Source organism: Stenotrophomonas sp. 99219_Sma (assembly GCF_056480785.1).
Map to the genome: position 1 here is coordinate 3,991,222 of NZ_CM151117.1, position 14,665 is coordinate 4,005,886.

The window sequence follows — 14,665 nt, forward strand, 5'->3', positions numbered from 1 at the left end:
TGACCCAGCGCACGATACGTAGGTAGATCCACGCCATGCGTGGATACGTGAACCCAACGAAAAACGCCGCCCTGGGGCGGCGTTTTCCGTTCTGCTTATTTACCGCCCAACCGCTCCCACAGGAAGCTGTAGGCCAGCGCCGACATGTGTGCGGCCTGCGCGTTGTTGGCTGCGCCGCCGTGGCCACCTTCGATGTTCTCGTAGTAGGTCACGTCCTTGCCGGCGTCGATCATCTTCGCCGCCATCTTGCGGGCATGGCCCGGGTGCACGCGGTCATCGCGGGTGGAGGTGGTGAACAGCACCGGCGGGTAGTTCTTCTTCTCGTTGAACAGATGGTACGGCGAGAAGGTCTTGATGAACTCCCAGTCGCTGGTATCCGGGTTGCCGTACTCGGCCATCCACGAGGCACCGGCCAACAGGTGGCTGTAGCGCTTCATGTCCAGCAGCGGCACCTGCACCACCACTGCACCGAACAGCTCCGGGTACTGGGTCAGCATGTTGCCGGTCAAAAGGCCACCGTTGCTGCCACCCTGCACGCCCAGGTGCTTGGCGCTGGTGATCTTGCGCTTGACCAGATCGCGCGCCACCGCAGCCATGTCTTCATAGGCCTTGTGACGGTTCTGCTTCAGCGCTGCCTGGTGCCAGCGCGGGCCGTACTCGCCACCACCACGGATGTTGGCGACCACGTACACACCGCCCTTCTCCAGCCAGGCGCGGCCCATGCCACCGGAGTAATTCGGGGTCAGCGAGATCTCGAAGCCACCATAGCCGTACAGCAGGGTCGGGTTGGAGCCGTCCAGCTTCATCGCCTTGTCGTGCACCACGAAGTACGGCACGCGGGTGCCGTCCTTGCTGGTGGCGAAGTGCTGCTCGATCACCTTGCCCTTGGCATCGAAGAAGGCCGGCATGGTCTTCAACGTTTCCGGCGCCTGGCCGATCTCGGCCAGAGCCAGCGTGGTCGGGGTCAGGTAGTCGGTGGCGGTCAGCCACACCGCATCGCTGTCGTTGCTGTCCACTGCGCCCACCGCCAGCGTGCCAAAGGCCGGCGCGCCGACGAAGCGGCTGGTCTGCCAGCCATCGGCGCCCGGGGTCAGCACCGACAGGCGGTTCTTGACGTCATCCAGCACGTTCAGCACCAGGTGGCTCTTGGTCCAGGTGGCGCCGGCCAGCGAGGTGGTCGCGGTCGGGGTGAACAGCACCTCGAAGTCGCGCTTGCCGGCCAGGAAGTCGTCCAGCTTCGTCGCCAGCAGCGAACCGGACGCGTAGGTCTTGCCGCCTACGGTCCACGGATCGCGCAGTTCCAGGGTCAGCCACTGTTTGTGCAGGCCCTTCTCGGCCGAGTTCGGCGCGTCGATCTTGGTCAGCGTGCCATCGTCGCCACGCAGGTAGAGCTCGTTGTTGTAGAACGCCAGCGTGCGGCTGACCAGGTTGCGCTCGAAGCCCGGGGTGTCATCGTGCATCGCCGCGATGTACATGTCTTCCGGCTTGCCTTCGTACACCACGGTGGCCGAGGTCATCGGCGTGCCGCGCTTCCACAGCTTGGCCACGCGCGGGTAGCCGGAGGTGGTCATCGAGCCCGCACCGAAGTCGGTGTAGACGAACACGGTGTCGCGGTCGACCCAGTTGAGGCCGCCCTTGGACTCGGGACGGAAGAAGCCGTCCTTGATCCAGGTCTTGTTGGCCAGGTCGAACTCACGGGTGACGTCGGCGTCGGCGCCACCGCGCGACAGCGCGATCAGGCAGCGGCTGTAATCCGGGCGCAGGCAATCGGCGCCGTGCCAGACCCAGTTCTCACCCTCGGCCTTGTTCAGCGCATCCAGGTCGAGCACGGTTTCCCACTGCGGCGAGGCCTTGCGGTACTCGGCCAGGGTGGTGCGCCGCCACAGGCCGCGCTCGTGCTGCTGGTCCTTCCAGAAGTTGTAGTAGTAGTCGCCGATCTTCTGCACGCCGGGGATCTTGGCATCGGAGTCGAGCACCTCGCGGATGCTGGTCTCCATCTGCTTGAAGGCCGGGGTCTGCGCCAGGCGCGCCTCGGACTTGGCGTTCTGTTCCTTGACCCAGGTCAGCGGCTTGTCGCCGGTGACGTCTTCGAGCCAGGCGTAGCGATCGGTGTCTTCAGCGGCCACGGCGGTCCCCACCGAGGCAGCGGTCATCATGCCGGCCAGCAGGCAGGCGGAAGCGAGTCGAGACATTGCAGCTCCAGGCAGTCATAAGCCGTGGAACGCTAGCATGGATCGCCGCGGCCGCCCCCGTGTCGAAGGTCAGGCCGCGGCGGTGGAGCCGCGACGGCCTCGCGCCGCCCCGCCGCTACGGCGACGTGCCTGTCCACCGGTACGACGCGCCAGCCGCAGCCACGACAGGCGCGGCAACGGAAAGCGCAGCAACGCCCACCAGGCCACCAGCGGCATGCCCACCAGCCACATGGGTAGCCAGCCCAGCCAGGCACTGCTGCCGCGCGCGGCCGGCCAGACCAGTACCAGCGCCATACCGGCCAGGGCCAGCTGCTGCACGCTGCGCAGCAGGCGCGGGTCGGCACGCTCGAGAATGACGCGTTCAGTTGCAGAGCGGCGGACGGAACGTGCGTTCATGGGGCTTCTCCGGTGGACAATGCAACACAGCATGGGCAACCCCCTTCTCACAGGTTGCGACACCATTGACGGATCGCGTGCACACAGTCGACCATGCGCGTGCAAGCCCACTGGAGCCCGCTCCCGCATGACTTCGATCCGCCCGCTCTGCGCCGCGCTGCTGGCCCTTTCCCTGGCCGGCCCCGCCGTGGCCGCCAGTGAGCCGCCGTCGCCCCGTACCAGCGCCCCTGGTGCGGCTGCCCTGGACGCACCGATCGACCTGAAGCGCTTCATGGGCACCTGGTACGTGATCGGCCGCGTGCCGAACTTCATCGAGCGCGGCCATGTGGCCAGCGTCAATAACTACGAACTGCGCGACGAGCACAAGGTCGGCATTACCTACCGCTACCGTGATGGCTTCGGCGAACCGCTGCAGGAAGTGCGTGCCCGCGCCAGCGTCGACCCGGACAGCGGCAACCACGGCTGGCGCACCTGGTTCTACCGTGTCGTGCCTACGCATTCGAGGGTGCTGGAAGTAGCGCCGGATTACTCGTGGGCACTGATCGGCTACCCGGGCCGCGAAATGGCCTGGATCTTCTCGCGTACGCCGGACATGGACAAAGCCCTGTACAAGGAGCTGGCCGAGCGCCTGCGTGACGAGTACGGCGTGAACACCGACAAGCTCAAGCGCGTGCCGCAGCACCCGGAGCAGGTCGGCAAGCTGGGCTACGAAGTACCGAACGTGCGTTGATTGCAGGTGGGATTGCCGGCCAGCGGCCGGCACTACCGTTTCCAGGCAATGGGGTAGAGCCGGCCGCTGGCCGGCTGCCGCGATGCACCGGGCGACGCCGGGGGCAGCGCCCCGGCGCCTCGTCATTTGCGGCTGTAATGCGCGACCAGGCGGTCGCCGAGCATCTGCAGCAGCTGCACCAGCACCAGCAGCAGGACCACGGTAACCAGGGCCACGTCGGTGTGCGAGCGCTGGTAGCCGTCGCGGAACGCCAGGTCGCCGAGGCCGCCGGAGCCGATCGCGCCGCCCATCGCGGTGAAGCCGATCAGCGCCACGGTGGTGACCGTCGCACCGGCGATCAGGCCGGGGCGCGCCTCGGGCAGCAGCACGCGGGTGACCAGCTGCCAGGTGGTGGCACCCATCGACTGGGTCGCTTCGATCACGCCACGGTCCACTTCGCGCAATGCGGTTTCGACCAGGCGCGCGTAGAACGGCGCGGCACCGATCACCAGCGGCACGATCGCACCGCGTACCCCCAGCGACGTCCCCATCAGGAACAGGGTGACCGGGATCAGCACGATCATCAGGATGATGAAAGGCACCGAGCGCAACAGGTTCACCACCAGCGCCAGCACGCCGTAGGCGAACGGACGGCGCTTCATCTGCGGCGCGCCGAACAGGTACAGCAGCACGCCCAGCGGCAGGCCGATGGCCAGGGTCAGCGGCAGCGAACCGAGCAGCATCAGCAGGGTGTCGATGGTGGCCTGGCCGATGTCGGCCCACTTGCCCGCATCCAGGTGGCGGAAGAATCCGCCGGCAGTGGCGATGATCATCGACGCAGCTCCTCAACGTGCACGCCGGCAGCCACGAACGCGGCCTGCGCGGCGGACTGGTCACCGCCCACCAGGGCGACCACCAGCTGGCCATACGGGGTGTCCTTGATCCGGTCGATACGGCCGGACAGGATGTTGTAGTCGACCCCGGTCTCCCGCGCGACACTGCCGAGCAGGGGTTCGTAGGTGTCTCCGCCGAGGAAGGTCAGCCGCACGATGCGGCCACCGACGGCATCGAAATCACGATGCAGCGCGCCTTCGTCCACGTGCTCCGATTCGCTGACGAAACGGCGCGTGGTCGGGTGCTGCGGATGCAGGAACACCCGGGTGACCGGCCCGGTCTCGACCATCTGGCCGGCGTCGAGCACGGCGACACGGTCGCAGACACGGCGGATCACATCCATCTCGTGGGTGATCAGCACGATGGTCAGGCCCAGCTCGCGATTGATCTTCGACAGCAGCGACAACACCGAGGCGGTGGTCTGCGGGTCCAGCGCACTGGTGGCCTCGTCGCACAGCAGGATCTGCGGGCGTGTCGCCAGCGCACGGGCGATGCCGACGCGCTGCTTCTGGCCACCGGACAGCTGTGCGGGGTACTTCTGCGCATGCGCCTCCAGGCCCACGGTCTGCAGCAACTCGGCCACGCGCGCGTCGATCTCCGCCTTCGGCGTGCCGGCCAGCTCCAGCGGGAAGGCGACATTGCCGGCCACCGTGCGCGACGACAGCAGGTTGAAGTGCTGGAAGATCATGCCGATGCGCCTGCGCAGCGCGCGCAGGCCATCCGCGTCCAGTGCGGTGACATCCTCGCCACCGATCAGCAGGCGACCACCGCTGGGCTCTTCCAGGCGGTTGATCATGCGGATCAGGGTCGACTTGCCGGCGCCGGAATGGCCGATGATGCCGAATACCTCACCGGCCTCGATGGTCAGGTCCAGCGGCTGCAGCGCGCTGACTGCGCGGCCGGCAACGGCATAGGATTTGTGCAGGCGCTGGAACTCGATCACGGGCGTGGCTCACCGGCTGGGTGACGGAAGGGGGCGTGCAGCCTACCAGCGCAGGCGGTCGCGCGCCCGCGCCATGGGCAAGAATGTTATTCCTTTTGGTTCTAAGTCGCCCGCACCCGGTAGTGTCGGCCGCTGGCCGGCACCTGCAGCGATCCCTCCGGGGCAAGGAGTTGCCGGCCAGCGGCCGGCACTACCCCGGCTCAGGGATGATCCAGCGGCTTCGGCGGTTCCTGCCGGTTCACCCGCTCACGGTGCAGCAGGTACAGCCCCGAGGCGACGATGATCGCCGCGCCCACCCAGGTATAGCTGTCCGGCAGCTGGCCCCAGAAGGCCAGGTCCCAGCCGATCACCCACACCAGGCCGCTGTACTCCAACGGCGCGATCATCGACGCCTCGCCCAGCTGGAAGGCCTTGGTCAGTGCGATCTGACCGAGCGCTCCGGCCAGACCCATGCCGGCGATCAGCGGCGCATGCTCCAGCTGCAGCGGCACCCAGCCGGGAAGGGCCAGCAGGCCGGCACCGATGGCCATGATCACCAGGAACCAGACCACCATCGACTGCGAGGTATCGGTGCGGGTGAGCAGGCTGACCGTGATCGCCGCCACGGCATACGCGGTGGCCGCGGCCAGCACCATCAGCCCCGGCACCGAAATGAAGCCGTCCACGCCCGGCCGCAGCACCACCAGCACGCCGACCAGGCCGATGCCGATGGCCACCCAGCGCCGCGGGCCAACCCGCTCACCCAGCAACGGCACCGACAGCGCGGCGATCAGCAGTGGGGCAACGAAATAGATGGTGTAGGCGGTGGACAGCGGCAGGTCACGCAGGGCGAACACGAAGCAGCCGATCATCGCCATGCCCAGCCCACCACGCAGCAGGTGCAGGCCCCAGCGGCGCGGGATCAGCGAGCGCGGGCCGGCGCTGATCAGCACCCAGACCAGCACGAACGGCAACGAAGCCGCACCACGCAGGAAGGTCACTTCCAGGGTCGGATAGCTGGCCGACAGCTGCTTCATGCCGGCGTCCATCAGCGAGAAACAGGCGACCGCCGCAACCATCCAGGTCACCGCGCGCGAGGGAGAGCGTTGCAGGTTCATGGCCCATTATCGCCCGCCTGTTGCTCTTATGTAGCGCCGAGCCATGCTCGGCGGGCCGCCTTGTAGAGTCGAGCCATGCTCGACTGCTCTTCACAAAGCAGCCGAGCATGGCTCGGCGCTACAAGGGAGGGAGCGAGTCGAGCATGGCTCGACTCCACAAAACGGGTATGCAGCCAGCACGATAGAATGACCGCCACTGAATCCTGCGGAGCATCGCCCATGCCCTCCTTCGACGTCGTGTCCGAAGTCGACACCCACGAGCTGACCAACGCCATCGACCAGGCCAACCGCGAACTGGCCACCCGCTTCGACTTCAAGGGCGTGGACGCCAAGTTCGAACGCGATGGCGATGTCATCAATCAGACGGCGCCGACCGAGTTCCAGCTCAAGCAGATGAACGACATCCTGCGCGCACGCCTGGCCGCGCGCGGCATCGACGTGCTCAGCCTGGAGTTCGGCGACATCGAAACCAACCTGGCCCAGGCCCGGCAGAAGATCACCGTCAAGCAGGGCATCGAGCAGAAGATCGCCAAGAAGATCGCGGCGGCACTGAAGGACGCCAAGCTGAAGGTGGAAAGCCAGATCAACGGCGACAAGCTGCGCGTGCAGGGCAAGAAGCGCGACGATCTGCAGGACGCCATCGCCGTGCTCAAGGCCGGCAAGTTCGAACTGCCGCTGCAGTTCAACAACTTCCGCGACTGATGCCCCCGCCGGGACCTGCCCGGTGGACTACGCGGTCAATCGCGCAGCAGCTTGTACAGCGTGGTGCGCGAGATTCCCAACTGGCGTGCGGCCAGGCTGAGGTTGCCGTCAGCGGCCAGGGCCGCGCGACGCGCGGCCTCACGCTGCTGGTCACGCAGCAGCGGCGCGCCTGGGTCTGCCGGGGTGCTTCGCACAGTAGACCGGTGCGTCGCGCCCCGCGGCCCCTGCAGACGCTGCAGGTAGACCGCACTGCCCTCGCCCAACCGGACCCGATGCGCTGCGCCCGGTTGCAGCAGCCGACGCCGTTGCGCCGCACTGGCACCGGCAAACAGCGCTTCCAGACCCAGCAGCGGCAACGGCCCGCGCCGTGGCAGGCCCAGCAGGCGCCGTGCAACGCGGTTGGCTGCACGCAGCTGGCCATCCTCCTGCACCGCCAGCAGTCCCTGCAGCGGTGACGCCAGCCAGCGCGGATCATGTTGCACGGCGAGCAGATGCACGTCGGTGAGGCTGTGGAACAAGCGATTTTCGCTAGCCAGCGCAGCCTGCCGGAAATAGCCCTGCAGCAGCGCGGGATCGCGCTCGCCAAGACCGGTGATATCGATCACTCCGCAGACCCGACCGTCGAGATCGTGCAGTGGCTCGCTCAGGCAGAACACCGGCGCGAACCGCTGCAGGTAGTGTTCGTTGCCGCGCACCAGTGCCGGCACATCGTCGGCCAGGCTGACCGCTGGCGCAGTGGTGCCGATCTCGGTCTCGCCCAGCTGTCGCCCGACCTGGATCGGCCGCAGCAAGGGAGCATCTTCCAGCCCGTGGGCCTGCTGCGCGATCACCATGCCGTCGCGGTTGGCGCAGAACATCGTCCAGCCACGCCCACCGAAGGCCGCCCAGAGCTGTTCCAGCTCCGGCTGCACGCAACGCGCCAGGCGCCGGTCATCGGGATGGGACAGATGGCGGCCATCGCCCAGCAGCGGCCGATAGTCCGGCTCCTGCCCCGGCTGCAGGCCCGCTGCGCGCGAACGCAGCCATGACTGCTGCAGCGGCAGCGGCAACACGCCCAATGAGCGCGCATCGCCGTCGGCGAAAGCGGTACGTGCCGCCACCAGTTGTTGCTGCCCGACTGTCGTGGCCATCATGGACGCAGCGTACACCCGCCAGCGGCAACGTCATGTTACGTCTCGGCAACGGAGCGTTTCCGTTTCAAGACGCGTTCAAACAAAGGGGCAGAGCCGTTATGGAAAACGGATCTGCCCCATGCCGGCCAGCGGCCGGCACAACCAACAGGGGAAACTACGCCGCGATGCGCAGCACCGGCTTCAGGGTGATGCCACGGGTGCTGTCTTCGGCCGCCTGGTTGATCTGTTCTAGCGGATAGAACTTCACCAGTTTGTCGAACGGGAAGCGTCCCTGCTGGAACAGGGTCACCAGCTGCGGAATGAACACCTGCGGCACACTGTCGCCCTCGACGATGCCGCGGATGCTGCGACCGCCGAGCAGCAGGTTGTTCACATCGAAACTGGCGGTGGTGCCCAGCTTCGGCGCACCGACCACGCCCATCATGCCCAGCCCACCCAGCGCCTCGACGCCAGCGGACAGCACGTCCGGACGACCGGTCGATTCCAGCGCGAAGTCAGCACCCCCACCCGTGATCGCACGCACCGCCTCGACCACATCGGTCTCCCGGCTGTTGACCACGTGGGTGGCCCCCAGCTCCAGAGCAAGCTCCAGGCGCGAAGGCACCACGTCGATGGCAATGATGGTGGTGGCCCCGGCCACCTTGGCCGCCATCACCGCGCTCAGGCCCACCGCACCGGCACCATAGCTTGCAAAGCTGCTGCCCGACCGCACCTGCAGCGAGTTGAGCACCGCACCGGCACCGGTCTGGATGCCGCACCCCAGCGGGCCCAGCAGTTCCAGTGGTGCGTCATCAGGCACCTTGATCGCATTGATCTCGCGGGCCAGCGCGTAGGTGGCAAACGAGGACTGGGCGAAGAAATGATCGTGCAGCGGCTGGCCCTGCGCATCGGTGATGGCGGTATGGCCGTGGCCATCATCGCCACCGAAGTTCAGGGCGAAGAAATCCCTGCAGTAAGCACCGTGTCCACCCCGGCAGGGATTGCAGTGACCACAGGCGCCGTAGGTCAGCACCACGTGATCCCCCGCCTTGAGGTCGCGCACGTTCGGGCCAACCGCTTCGACGATGCCCGCCCCCTCATGGCCCAGCACCGCCGGCAGCGGCACCGGATAGTACTGATCGCGCACGATCAGGTCGGTATGGCACAGGCCGGTGGCCACCACCTTCACCAGCACCTCGTCGTCCTGGGGACCGCGCAGCGTCGCCTGCTCGATGACGAAGGGCTGCTCCTTGCCGCGTACCACGGCGGCGGTGATCTCACGCGTTGCGTTGTTGTCGTTCATCGTGATGGCTCCTTCGATCAGATCGGGTAAGCGGGCGCTTCGCCCTTGACGGTCAACCACTGCCACTGGGTGAACTCCTCGCCGTTGGCCGGGCCACCGATGCTGGTGCCGTTGCCGGACGCGCCGACGCCGCCGAAGGGGTTGATCACCTCGTCATTCACGGTCTGGTCGTTGATGTGCAGCAGACCGGTACGCAGGCGCTCGCCGATCTTCAGCGCGCGGCCGACGTTGCTGGACACGATCGCCATCGACAGCCCGTACTCGCTGTCGTTGGCCAGGCGCACGGCTTCGTCGTCATCGTCGAACGGCACCACCACCGCTACCGGCGCGAAGATTTCCTCGCTGAAGGCCGGATTGTCGGCCGCAACGTTGCCGAGCACGGTGGGTGCGAAGAACAGCTCCCGGTGCGTGCCGCCCGCTTCCAGCGTGGCACCGGCCTGCACCGCCTGCTCGACCACGCGTGCAGCATGGTCGCGCTGGCCAGCATTGATCAGCGGGCCGATCGCCACGTCCTCACGTGCCGGGTCGCCTACCTTCAGCGCGTTGGCCTTGGCCACCAGTTTCTGCAGGAACGTGTCGTGGATCTTCCGGTGCACCAGCACGCGGCCGGTCGCCATGCAGATCTGGCCCTGGTGCAGGTAGACGCCCCACGCGGTGTTGGCCACCGCCAGGTCCAGGTCCGCATCGTCCAGGATGATCAACGAATTCTTGCCACCCAACTCCAGCGAAACCTTTTTCAGGTGCTTGCCCGCCGCTTCGCCGACCTTGCGCCCGGCGGCGGTGGAACCGGTGAACTGGATCATCGCCACGTGCGGGTCACTGGTCAGCGCGGCCCCGGCCGCGCCATCGCCGGGCAGCATGTGCAGCACGCCTGCCGGCAGGCCCGCCTGCTCGAACAGGCGTGCGATCACCGCGCCACCACACACTGCCGTACGCGGGTCCGGCTTGAGAACCACAGCGTTGCCCAGCGCGATCGCCGGGGCCACCGCACGCATCGCCAGATAGAGCGGGAAGTTGAACGGCGAAATGACCCCGACCACACCCAGCGGGCGGCGCCGCGCCAGATTCAGCTTGCCCGGCTCGGACGGCAGGATCTCACCCGTGCTGCGCGACGGCAGTGCGGCGGCCTCGTGCAGCGCCTTGATCGTCACCTTGGTCTCGAAGCCGGCCTTCAGGCGGGTCGAGCCGCTTTCGCGCACCAGCCACTCGACCAGGGTGTCGATGTTCTCTTCGGCCAGACGCGCGGCCTTGCGCAGCACGTCGGCACGCTGTTCGTAGGGCGCCGCCGCCCAAGCCTGCTGCGCCTGTGCCGCGGCAGCCGCCGAACGCGCGATCTGCGCCGGGTCGGCCAGGCCGATCTCGCCCAGCTCCCGGCCAGTGGCCGGTTCAATCACCGGGTGCCGTTGCGGGGCAGCCTGCCAGTGGCCATCAAAGAAGGCGCCGGCCCAGAGGGCGTCCGGCAGCCACGGGGAAGATGCAGTCATGGGTGTCCTCCTGTGTCGTGCATCCATTCCACGCCCGTCGCCCCGGACTGGCAATCGGCCATCCATCGGTAGCGCGCAACGGTTTGAATCTTCAGGAATTTCCAGCTTCGCCACTGTCCAGTTCCTGCACAGTGGACAGCGCAGCACCGGCACACTGCCTACAATGGCGGCCCCGCCAGCCCACGTGCCCGCCATGACCGATACCTCCCTGCCCACCGATGACCCGATCGCAGCCACCCGCCTGTGGCTGGAGCGCATCGTCATCGGCCTGAACCTGTGCCCGTTCGCCAAGGCGGTGTACGTGAAGGACCAGGTCCGCATCGTGCTCAGCGATGCGACCACGCCGGAAGCGCTGGTTGAACAGCTGGCCGAGGAGCTGGTGCTGCTGCGCGATACGCCGGCCGAGCAGATCGACACGACGCTGATCGTGCATCCGCAGGTGCTGACCGATTTCCTCGACTACAACGATTTCCTCGACAACGCCGATGCGGCGATCGAGGCACTGGACCTGCAGGGCATCCTGCAGGTGGCCAGCTTCCACCCGGACTACCAGTTCGATGGCGTGGCCGCGGACGACGCCAGCAACTACACCAACCGCGCGCCCTTCCCCACCCTGCACCTGCTGCGCGAAGACAGCGTGGCACGCGCGGTGGATGTCTATCCGGACCCGGACGTGATCGTCGAGCGCAACATCCAGACCCTGGACCGCATCGGTGTGGACGGCTGGCATCGCCGCCTGCGCGGCGAAGACCTGACGTGAGCACGGTGCCGCCGATTGCCGCATGGCCGGCCGCGCCACTGTCGGGCAAGGTTGTGCTGGTCACCGGCGGTGCCAACGGCATCGGCCGTGGTATTGCCCAGGCCGTACTTGGTGCCGGTGGACGCGTGCTGATCGGCGACCTGGACGTGGAGGCCGGAGAAGCGTGTCTGGCGGAATGGCAGCGCGGCGAGGATGCCGCGTTCCAGCGCCTGGACATCACCGACGAAGCCAGCGTGCGCGACTTCATCGCCGTGGCCCTGCAGCGTTTCGGCCGTATCGACGGACTGGTGAACAACGCGGGCATCGCCGGTCCACACGGCACAGGGTTGCAGGATATGGACTGGGACGAGTGGCAGCGCCGGCTGTCGTCACTGCACGGTGCATTCCTGTGCAGCAAGCACACGTTGCCTGCACTGACCGCCAGCGCCGCCGGTGCGATCATCAACATCGCCTCCACCCGGGCCTGGCAATCCGAAGCACACAGCGAAGCCTATGCGGCAGCCAAGGGTGGGCTGGTGGCCTTCACCCATGCACTTGCGATCAGCGCCGGTCCGGCGGTGCGTGTGAACAGCATCAGCCCCGGCTGGATCGGCACCACTGCGTGGCAGGCCCCCTCACGGCGCCACGCGCCGGAATACTCAGCCATCGACCATGCGCAACACCCGGTCGGCCGGGTCGGCCGCCCCGAAGACATCGGTGCACTGGCGGTGTACCTGCTGTCGTCGCTGTCCGGTTTCACCACCGGCCAGGACTTCACCGTGGACGGTGGCATGACCCGGAAGATGATCTACGCCGAATGACCCCAAGGCGCGACGCCCGGTAGAGGCCAACCTTGGTTGGCCTGGGCTTTTCGCCAACCAAGGTTGGCGCCTACCAAGGCGTTACGCCATGTCCGAACATTCCGGTAGATCCACGCCATGCGTGGATCGCGGTAACGTGCCAACCAAGGTTGGCACCTACCAAACACCTTACGCCATGCCCGAGTGGCGCAGTAGCGCGTCGATCTGCGGTGCGCGGCCGCGGAAGGCCTTGAAGTTCTCCGCCGCCGGGCGGCTGCCACCACGCGACAGGATCTCATCGCGGAAGCGCGCGCCGGTTTCAGCCAGCGCCTGCGGCGCCTCCTCGAACGCCGCATAGGCATCGGCGCTCAGCACCTCGGCCCACTTGTAGCTGTAGTAACCGGCTGCGTAGCCGCCGGCGAAGATGTGGCTGAACTGATGCGGGAAGCGATTCCAGACCGGCGGATGGTTCACGGCCACTTCCGCACGCACGCGGTCGAGCAGTGCCAGCACGCTGTCCTGCGCCGGTTCGAACTGGCTGTGCAGCAGCATGTCGAACAGGCCGAACTCCAGCTGGCGCACCGTGGCCATGCCGCTGTGGAAGTTGCGTGCAGCCAGCATGCGCTCGTACAGCGCGCGCGGCAGCGGCTCGCCACTGTCCACATGTGCGGTCATCGCCTGCAGGTGCTCCCATTCCCAGCAGAAGTTCTCCATGAACTGGCTGGGCAGCTCCACCGCGTCCCATTCCACGCCGTTGATGCCGGCCACACCCAGTTCGCCGATGCGGGTCAGCAGCTGATGCAGGCCGTGGCCCATCTCATGGAACAACGTGGTTACTTCGTTGTGGCTGAAGGTCGCCGGCTTGCCGTTGGCACCACGGCCGAAGTTGCACACCAGGTAGACCAGCGGCGTCTGCACGCTGCCATCCCCACGCACGCGACGGTTGCGGCAATCGTCCATCCACGCGCCACCGCGCTTGCCTTCGCGCGCGTACAGGTCCAGGTAGAACTGGCCAACCAGCGCGCCCTGCGCATCGACCAGGCGGAAGAAGCGCACATCTTCGTGCCACACCGGCGCGCTGTCCTCCTGCACGCGCAGGCCGTACAGCTGCTTGATCACCGAGAACAGGCCGCCCAGCACCTTCGGTTCGGTGAAGTACTGCTTCACTTCCTGTTCGGAATAGCTGTAACGCGCCTGCTTCAGGCGATCGGCAGCGAATGCCAGGTCCCAGGCCTGCAGGCTGTCGATACCGAGTTGCTCGCGTGCGAACTGTTCCAGTTCAGCACGGTCCTTGGCCGCGAACGGCTTGGCGCGCGAGGCCAGGTCACGCAGGAAACCGAGCACCTCGGCCGGGTCCTGCGCCATCTTGGTCGCCACCGAATAATCACCATACGAACCGAAGCCGAGCAGTGCGGCGAGTTCCGCGCGCAGGGCGAGGATGCGGTCGATGTTGCCGCTGTTGTCCAGCGTGTCATCGCCGAATTCGGACGCACGCTGTGCGCTGGCACGGTACAGGATCTCGCGCAGGTCGCGGTCCTCACCCCAGGTCTGCACCGGCAGGTAGCACGGCATCTGCAGGGTCAGTTTCCAGCCGCTCTTGCCCTCCTTTTCCGCCGCAGCGTGCGCGGCGGCCTTCACGTCCTCCGGCAGGCCGTTCAGTCGCGCTTCGTCCTCGATGATCAGCGACCACGCGTCGGTAGCGTCGAGCACGTTCTGCGAGAACTTCGCCGACAGTGCCGACAGCTCCTCCTTGATCGCCGCGAAGCGCTGCTGTGCCTCGGGCGCCAGCTCGGCACCGCCAAGGCGGAAGTCACGCAGCGTGTTGTCCAGCACCTTGCGCTGGGCCTCGTCGAAGCCCGCGGCCTCCGCGCTGGCGGCCAGTGCCTGGTACTGGCGGTACAGCGCCAGGTTCTGGCCCAGCGCACTGGCGAAGCGGGTCACCCGCGGCAGGTTGCTGTTGTAGGCCTCACGCAGTTCCGGGGTGTTGACCACGCCCTGCAGGTGGCCGACCAGGCCCCAGGCGCGCCACAGCCGCTCGGTGGCATCGTCCAGCGGGGCAACGAAGGTCTCCCAGCGCACCGGCTGCACCTGCTCGGCCGCGCTGACGGCGGCTTCGGCCTCGGCCAGCAGCACGTCCAGCGCCGGCGCCACGTGCTCGGGGCGGATGGCCTCGAAGCGCGGCAGGCCGGAAAAATCGAGCAGGGGGTTGGCAACGGTCACGGTAGATCTCCAGGGTACGGGCCCGGCGGGCGGGCAGCATGCAAGATATGGCGCTGGCAGGCGGGGCTGACAAG

13 protein-coding genes are annotated in these 14,665 nt (G+C 67.1%); 4 read left to right on the plus strand and 9 right to left on the minus strand.

The window, feature by feature from the left end; all coding sequences use genetic code 11:
• Window positions 1–95: 95 nt before the first annotated feature.
• Window positions 96–2,192 carry a prolyl oligopeptidase family serine peptidase gene (locus ACZK13_RS18180; RefSeq protein WP_049463220.1) on the minus strand — a complete coding sequence of 699 codons (2,097 nt, stop codon included), beginning with the start codon at window positions 2,190–2,192 and terminating at the stop codon, window positions 96–98.
• 69 nt (window positions 2,193–2,261) lie between these two features.
• Window positions 2,262–2,588, minus strand: a complete 327-nt coding sequence (locus ACZK13_RS18185; protein WP_049399225.1) for a hypothetical protein — start codon at window positions 2,586–2,588, stop codon at window positions 2,262–2,264.
• Between the two features lie 127 nt (window positions 2,589–2,715).
• Here ACZK13_RS18185 and ACZK13_RS18190 point away from each other — a divergent pair, with 127 nt between their 5' ends.
• A complete protein-coding gene (locus tag ACZK13_RS18190; RefSeq protein WP_180838455.1) occupies window positions 2,716–3,318 on the plus strand; it encodes a lipocalin family protein in 603 nt (200 codons plus the stop codon).
• A 122-nt stretch (window positions 3,319–3,440) separates the two neighbouring features.
• On the opposite strand, the gene ACZK13_RS18195 is transcribed toward ACZK13_RS18190, so the two are convergent.
• The 3 genes from ACZK13_RS18195 to ACZK13_RS18205 all read right to left on the minus strand — a co-directional run bounded on the left by ACZK13_RS18195 (window position 3,441) and on the right by ACZK13_RS18205 (window position 6,231).
• Window positions 3,441–4,130, minus strand: coding sequence for a methionine ABC transporter permease (locus ACZK13_RS18195; protein ID WP_032129021.1), 690 nt, complete (start codon window positions 4,128–4,130; stop codon window positions 3,441–3,443).
• On the minus strand, window positions 4,127–5,134 hold the full coding sequence (locus ACZK13_RS18200; protein ID WP_032129022.1) for a methionine ABC transporter ATP-binding protein: 1,008 nt from the start codon (window positions 5,132–5,134) through the stop codon (window positions 4,127–4,129). The genes ACZK13_RS18195 and ACZK13_RS18200 overlap by 4 nt, the downstream gene beginning before the upstream one ends.
• A gap of 200 nt (window positions 5,135–5,334) precedes the next feature.
• Complete coding sequence (locus ACZK13_RS18205) at window positions 5,335–6,231, minus strand: DMT family transporter (protein WP_478482034.1); 897 nt, start codon at window positions 6,229–6,231, stop codon at window positions 5,335–5,337.
• A gap of 219 nt (window positions 6,232–6,450) precedes the next feature.
• On the opposite strand from ACZK13_RS18205, the gene ACZK13_RS18210 reads away from it, so the two are divergent.
• Complete coding sequence (locus ACZK13_RS18210) at window positions 6,451–6,933, plus strand: YajQ family cyclic di-GMP-binding protein (RefSeq protein ID WP_006471121.1); 483 nt, start codon at window positions 6,451–6,453, stop codon at window positions 6,931–6,933.
• A gap of 35 nt (window positions 6,934–6,968) precedes the next feature.
• On the opposite strand, the gene ACZK13_RS18215 is transcribed toward ACZK13_RS18210, so the two are convergent.
• The 3 genes from ACZK13_RS18215 to ACZK13_RS18225 form a co-directional block, all read right to left on the minus strand.
• The gene (locus tag ACZK13_RS18215; RefSeq protein ID WP_253143443.1) at window positions 6,969–8,063 is read right to left on the minus strand and encodes a helix-turn-helix domain-containing protein; all 1,095 of its coding nucleotides are present in this window, start codon (window positions 8,061–8,063) and stop codon (window positions 6,969–6,971) included.
• A 157-nt stretch (window positions 8,064–8,220) separates the two neighbouring features.
• Entirely contained in the window at window positions 8,221–9,348 is a 1,128-nt protein-coding gene (locus tag ACZK13_RS18220; RefSeq protein WP_049399218.1) for an NAD(P)-dependent alcohol dehydrogenase, read from the minus strand.
• 17 nt (window positions 9,349–9,365) lie between these two features.
• Complete coding sequence (locus ACZK13_RS18225) at window positions 9,366–10,832, minus strand: benzaldehyde dehydrogenase (RefSeq protein WP_478482036.1); 1,467 nt, start codon at window positions 10,830–10,832, stop codon at window positions 9,366–9,368.
• Window positions 10,833–11,025: 193 nt separating this feature from the next.
• On the opposite strand from ACZK13_RS18225, the gene ACZK13_RS18230 reads away from it, so the two are divergent.
• Together ACZK13_RS18230 and ACZK13_RS18235 are read left to right on the plus strand one after the other, a co-directional pair.
• Complete coding sequence (locus ACZK13_RS18230) at window positions 11,026–11,592, plus strand: DUF1415 domain-containing protein (RefSeq protein ID WP_125893409.1); 567 nt, start codon at window positions 11,026–11,028, stop codon at window positions 11,590–11,592.
• Complete coding sequence (locus tag ACZK13_RS18235) at window positions 11,589–12,392, plus strand: SDR family oxidoreductase (RefSeq protein ID WP_478482037.1); 804 nt, start codon at window positions 11,589–11,591, stop codon at window positions 12,390–12,392. The genes ACZK13_RS18230 and ACZK13_RS18235 overlap by 4 nt, the downstream gene beginning before the upstream one ends.
• Window positions 12,393–12,560: 168 nt before the next feature.
• On the opposite strand, the gene ACZK13_RS18240 is transcribed toward ACZK13_RS18235, so the two are convergent.
• Window positions 12,561–14,591, minus strand: a complete 2,031-nt coding sequence (locus ACZK13_RS18240; RefSeq protein WP_478482039.1) for a M3 family metallopeptidase — start codon at window positions 14,589–14,591, stop codon at window positions 12,561–12,563.
• Window positions 14,592–14,665 lie beyond the last annotated feature (74 nt).

Bases quoted from the DNA above. Each gene is read 5' to 3' on its own strand.
- ACZK13_RS18205 (WP_478482034.1), bottom strand. From the start codon at position 6,231: ATGAACCTGCAACGCTCTCCCTCGCGCGCGGTGACCTGGATGGTTGCG.
- ACZK13_RS18185 (WP_049399225.1), bottom strand. From the start codon at position 2,588: ATGAACGCACGTTCCGTCCGCCGCTCTGCAACTGAACGCGTCATTCTC.
- ACZK13_RS18220 (WP_049399218.1), bottom strand. From the start codon at position 9,348: ATGAACGACAACAACGCAACGCGTGAGATCACCGCCGCCGTGGTACGC.
- ACZK13_RS18210 (WP_006471121.1), top strand. From the start codon at position 6,451: ATGCCCTCCTTCGACGTCGTGTCCGAAGTCGACACCCACGAGCTGACC.
- ACZK13_RS18195 (WP_032129021.1), bottom strand. From the start codon at position 4,130: ATGATCATCGCCACTGCCGGCGGATTCTTCCGCCACCTGGATGCGGGC.
- ACZK13_RS18180 (WP_049463220.1), bottom strand. From the start codon at position 2,192: ATGTCTCGACTCGCTTCCGCCTGCCTGCTGGCCGGCATGATGACCGCT.
- ACZK13_RS18215 (WP_253143443.1), bottom strand. From the start codon at position 8,063: ATGGCCACGACAGTCGGGCAGCAACAACTGGTGGCGGCACGTACCGCT.
- ACZK13_RS18190 (WP_180838455.1), top strand. From the start codon at position 2,716: ATGACTTCGATCCGCCCGCTCTGCGCCGCGCTGCTGGCCCTTTCCCTG.
- ACZK13_RS18230 (WP_125893409.1), top strand. From the start codon at position 11,026: ATGACCGATACCTCCCTGCCCACCGATGACCCGATCGCAGCCACCCGC.
- ACZK13_RS18225 (WP_478482036.1), bottom strand. From the start codon at position 10,832: ATGACTGCATCTTCCCCGTGGCTGCCGGACGCCCTCTGGGCCGGCGCC.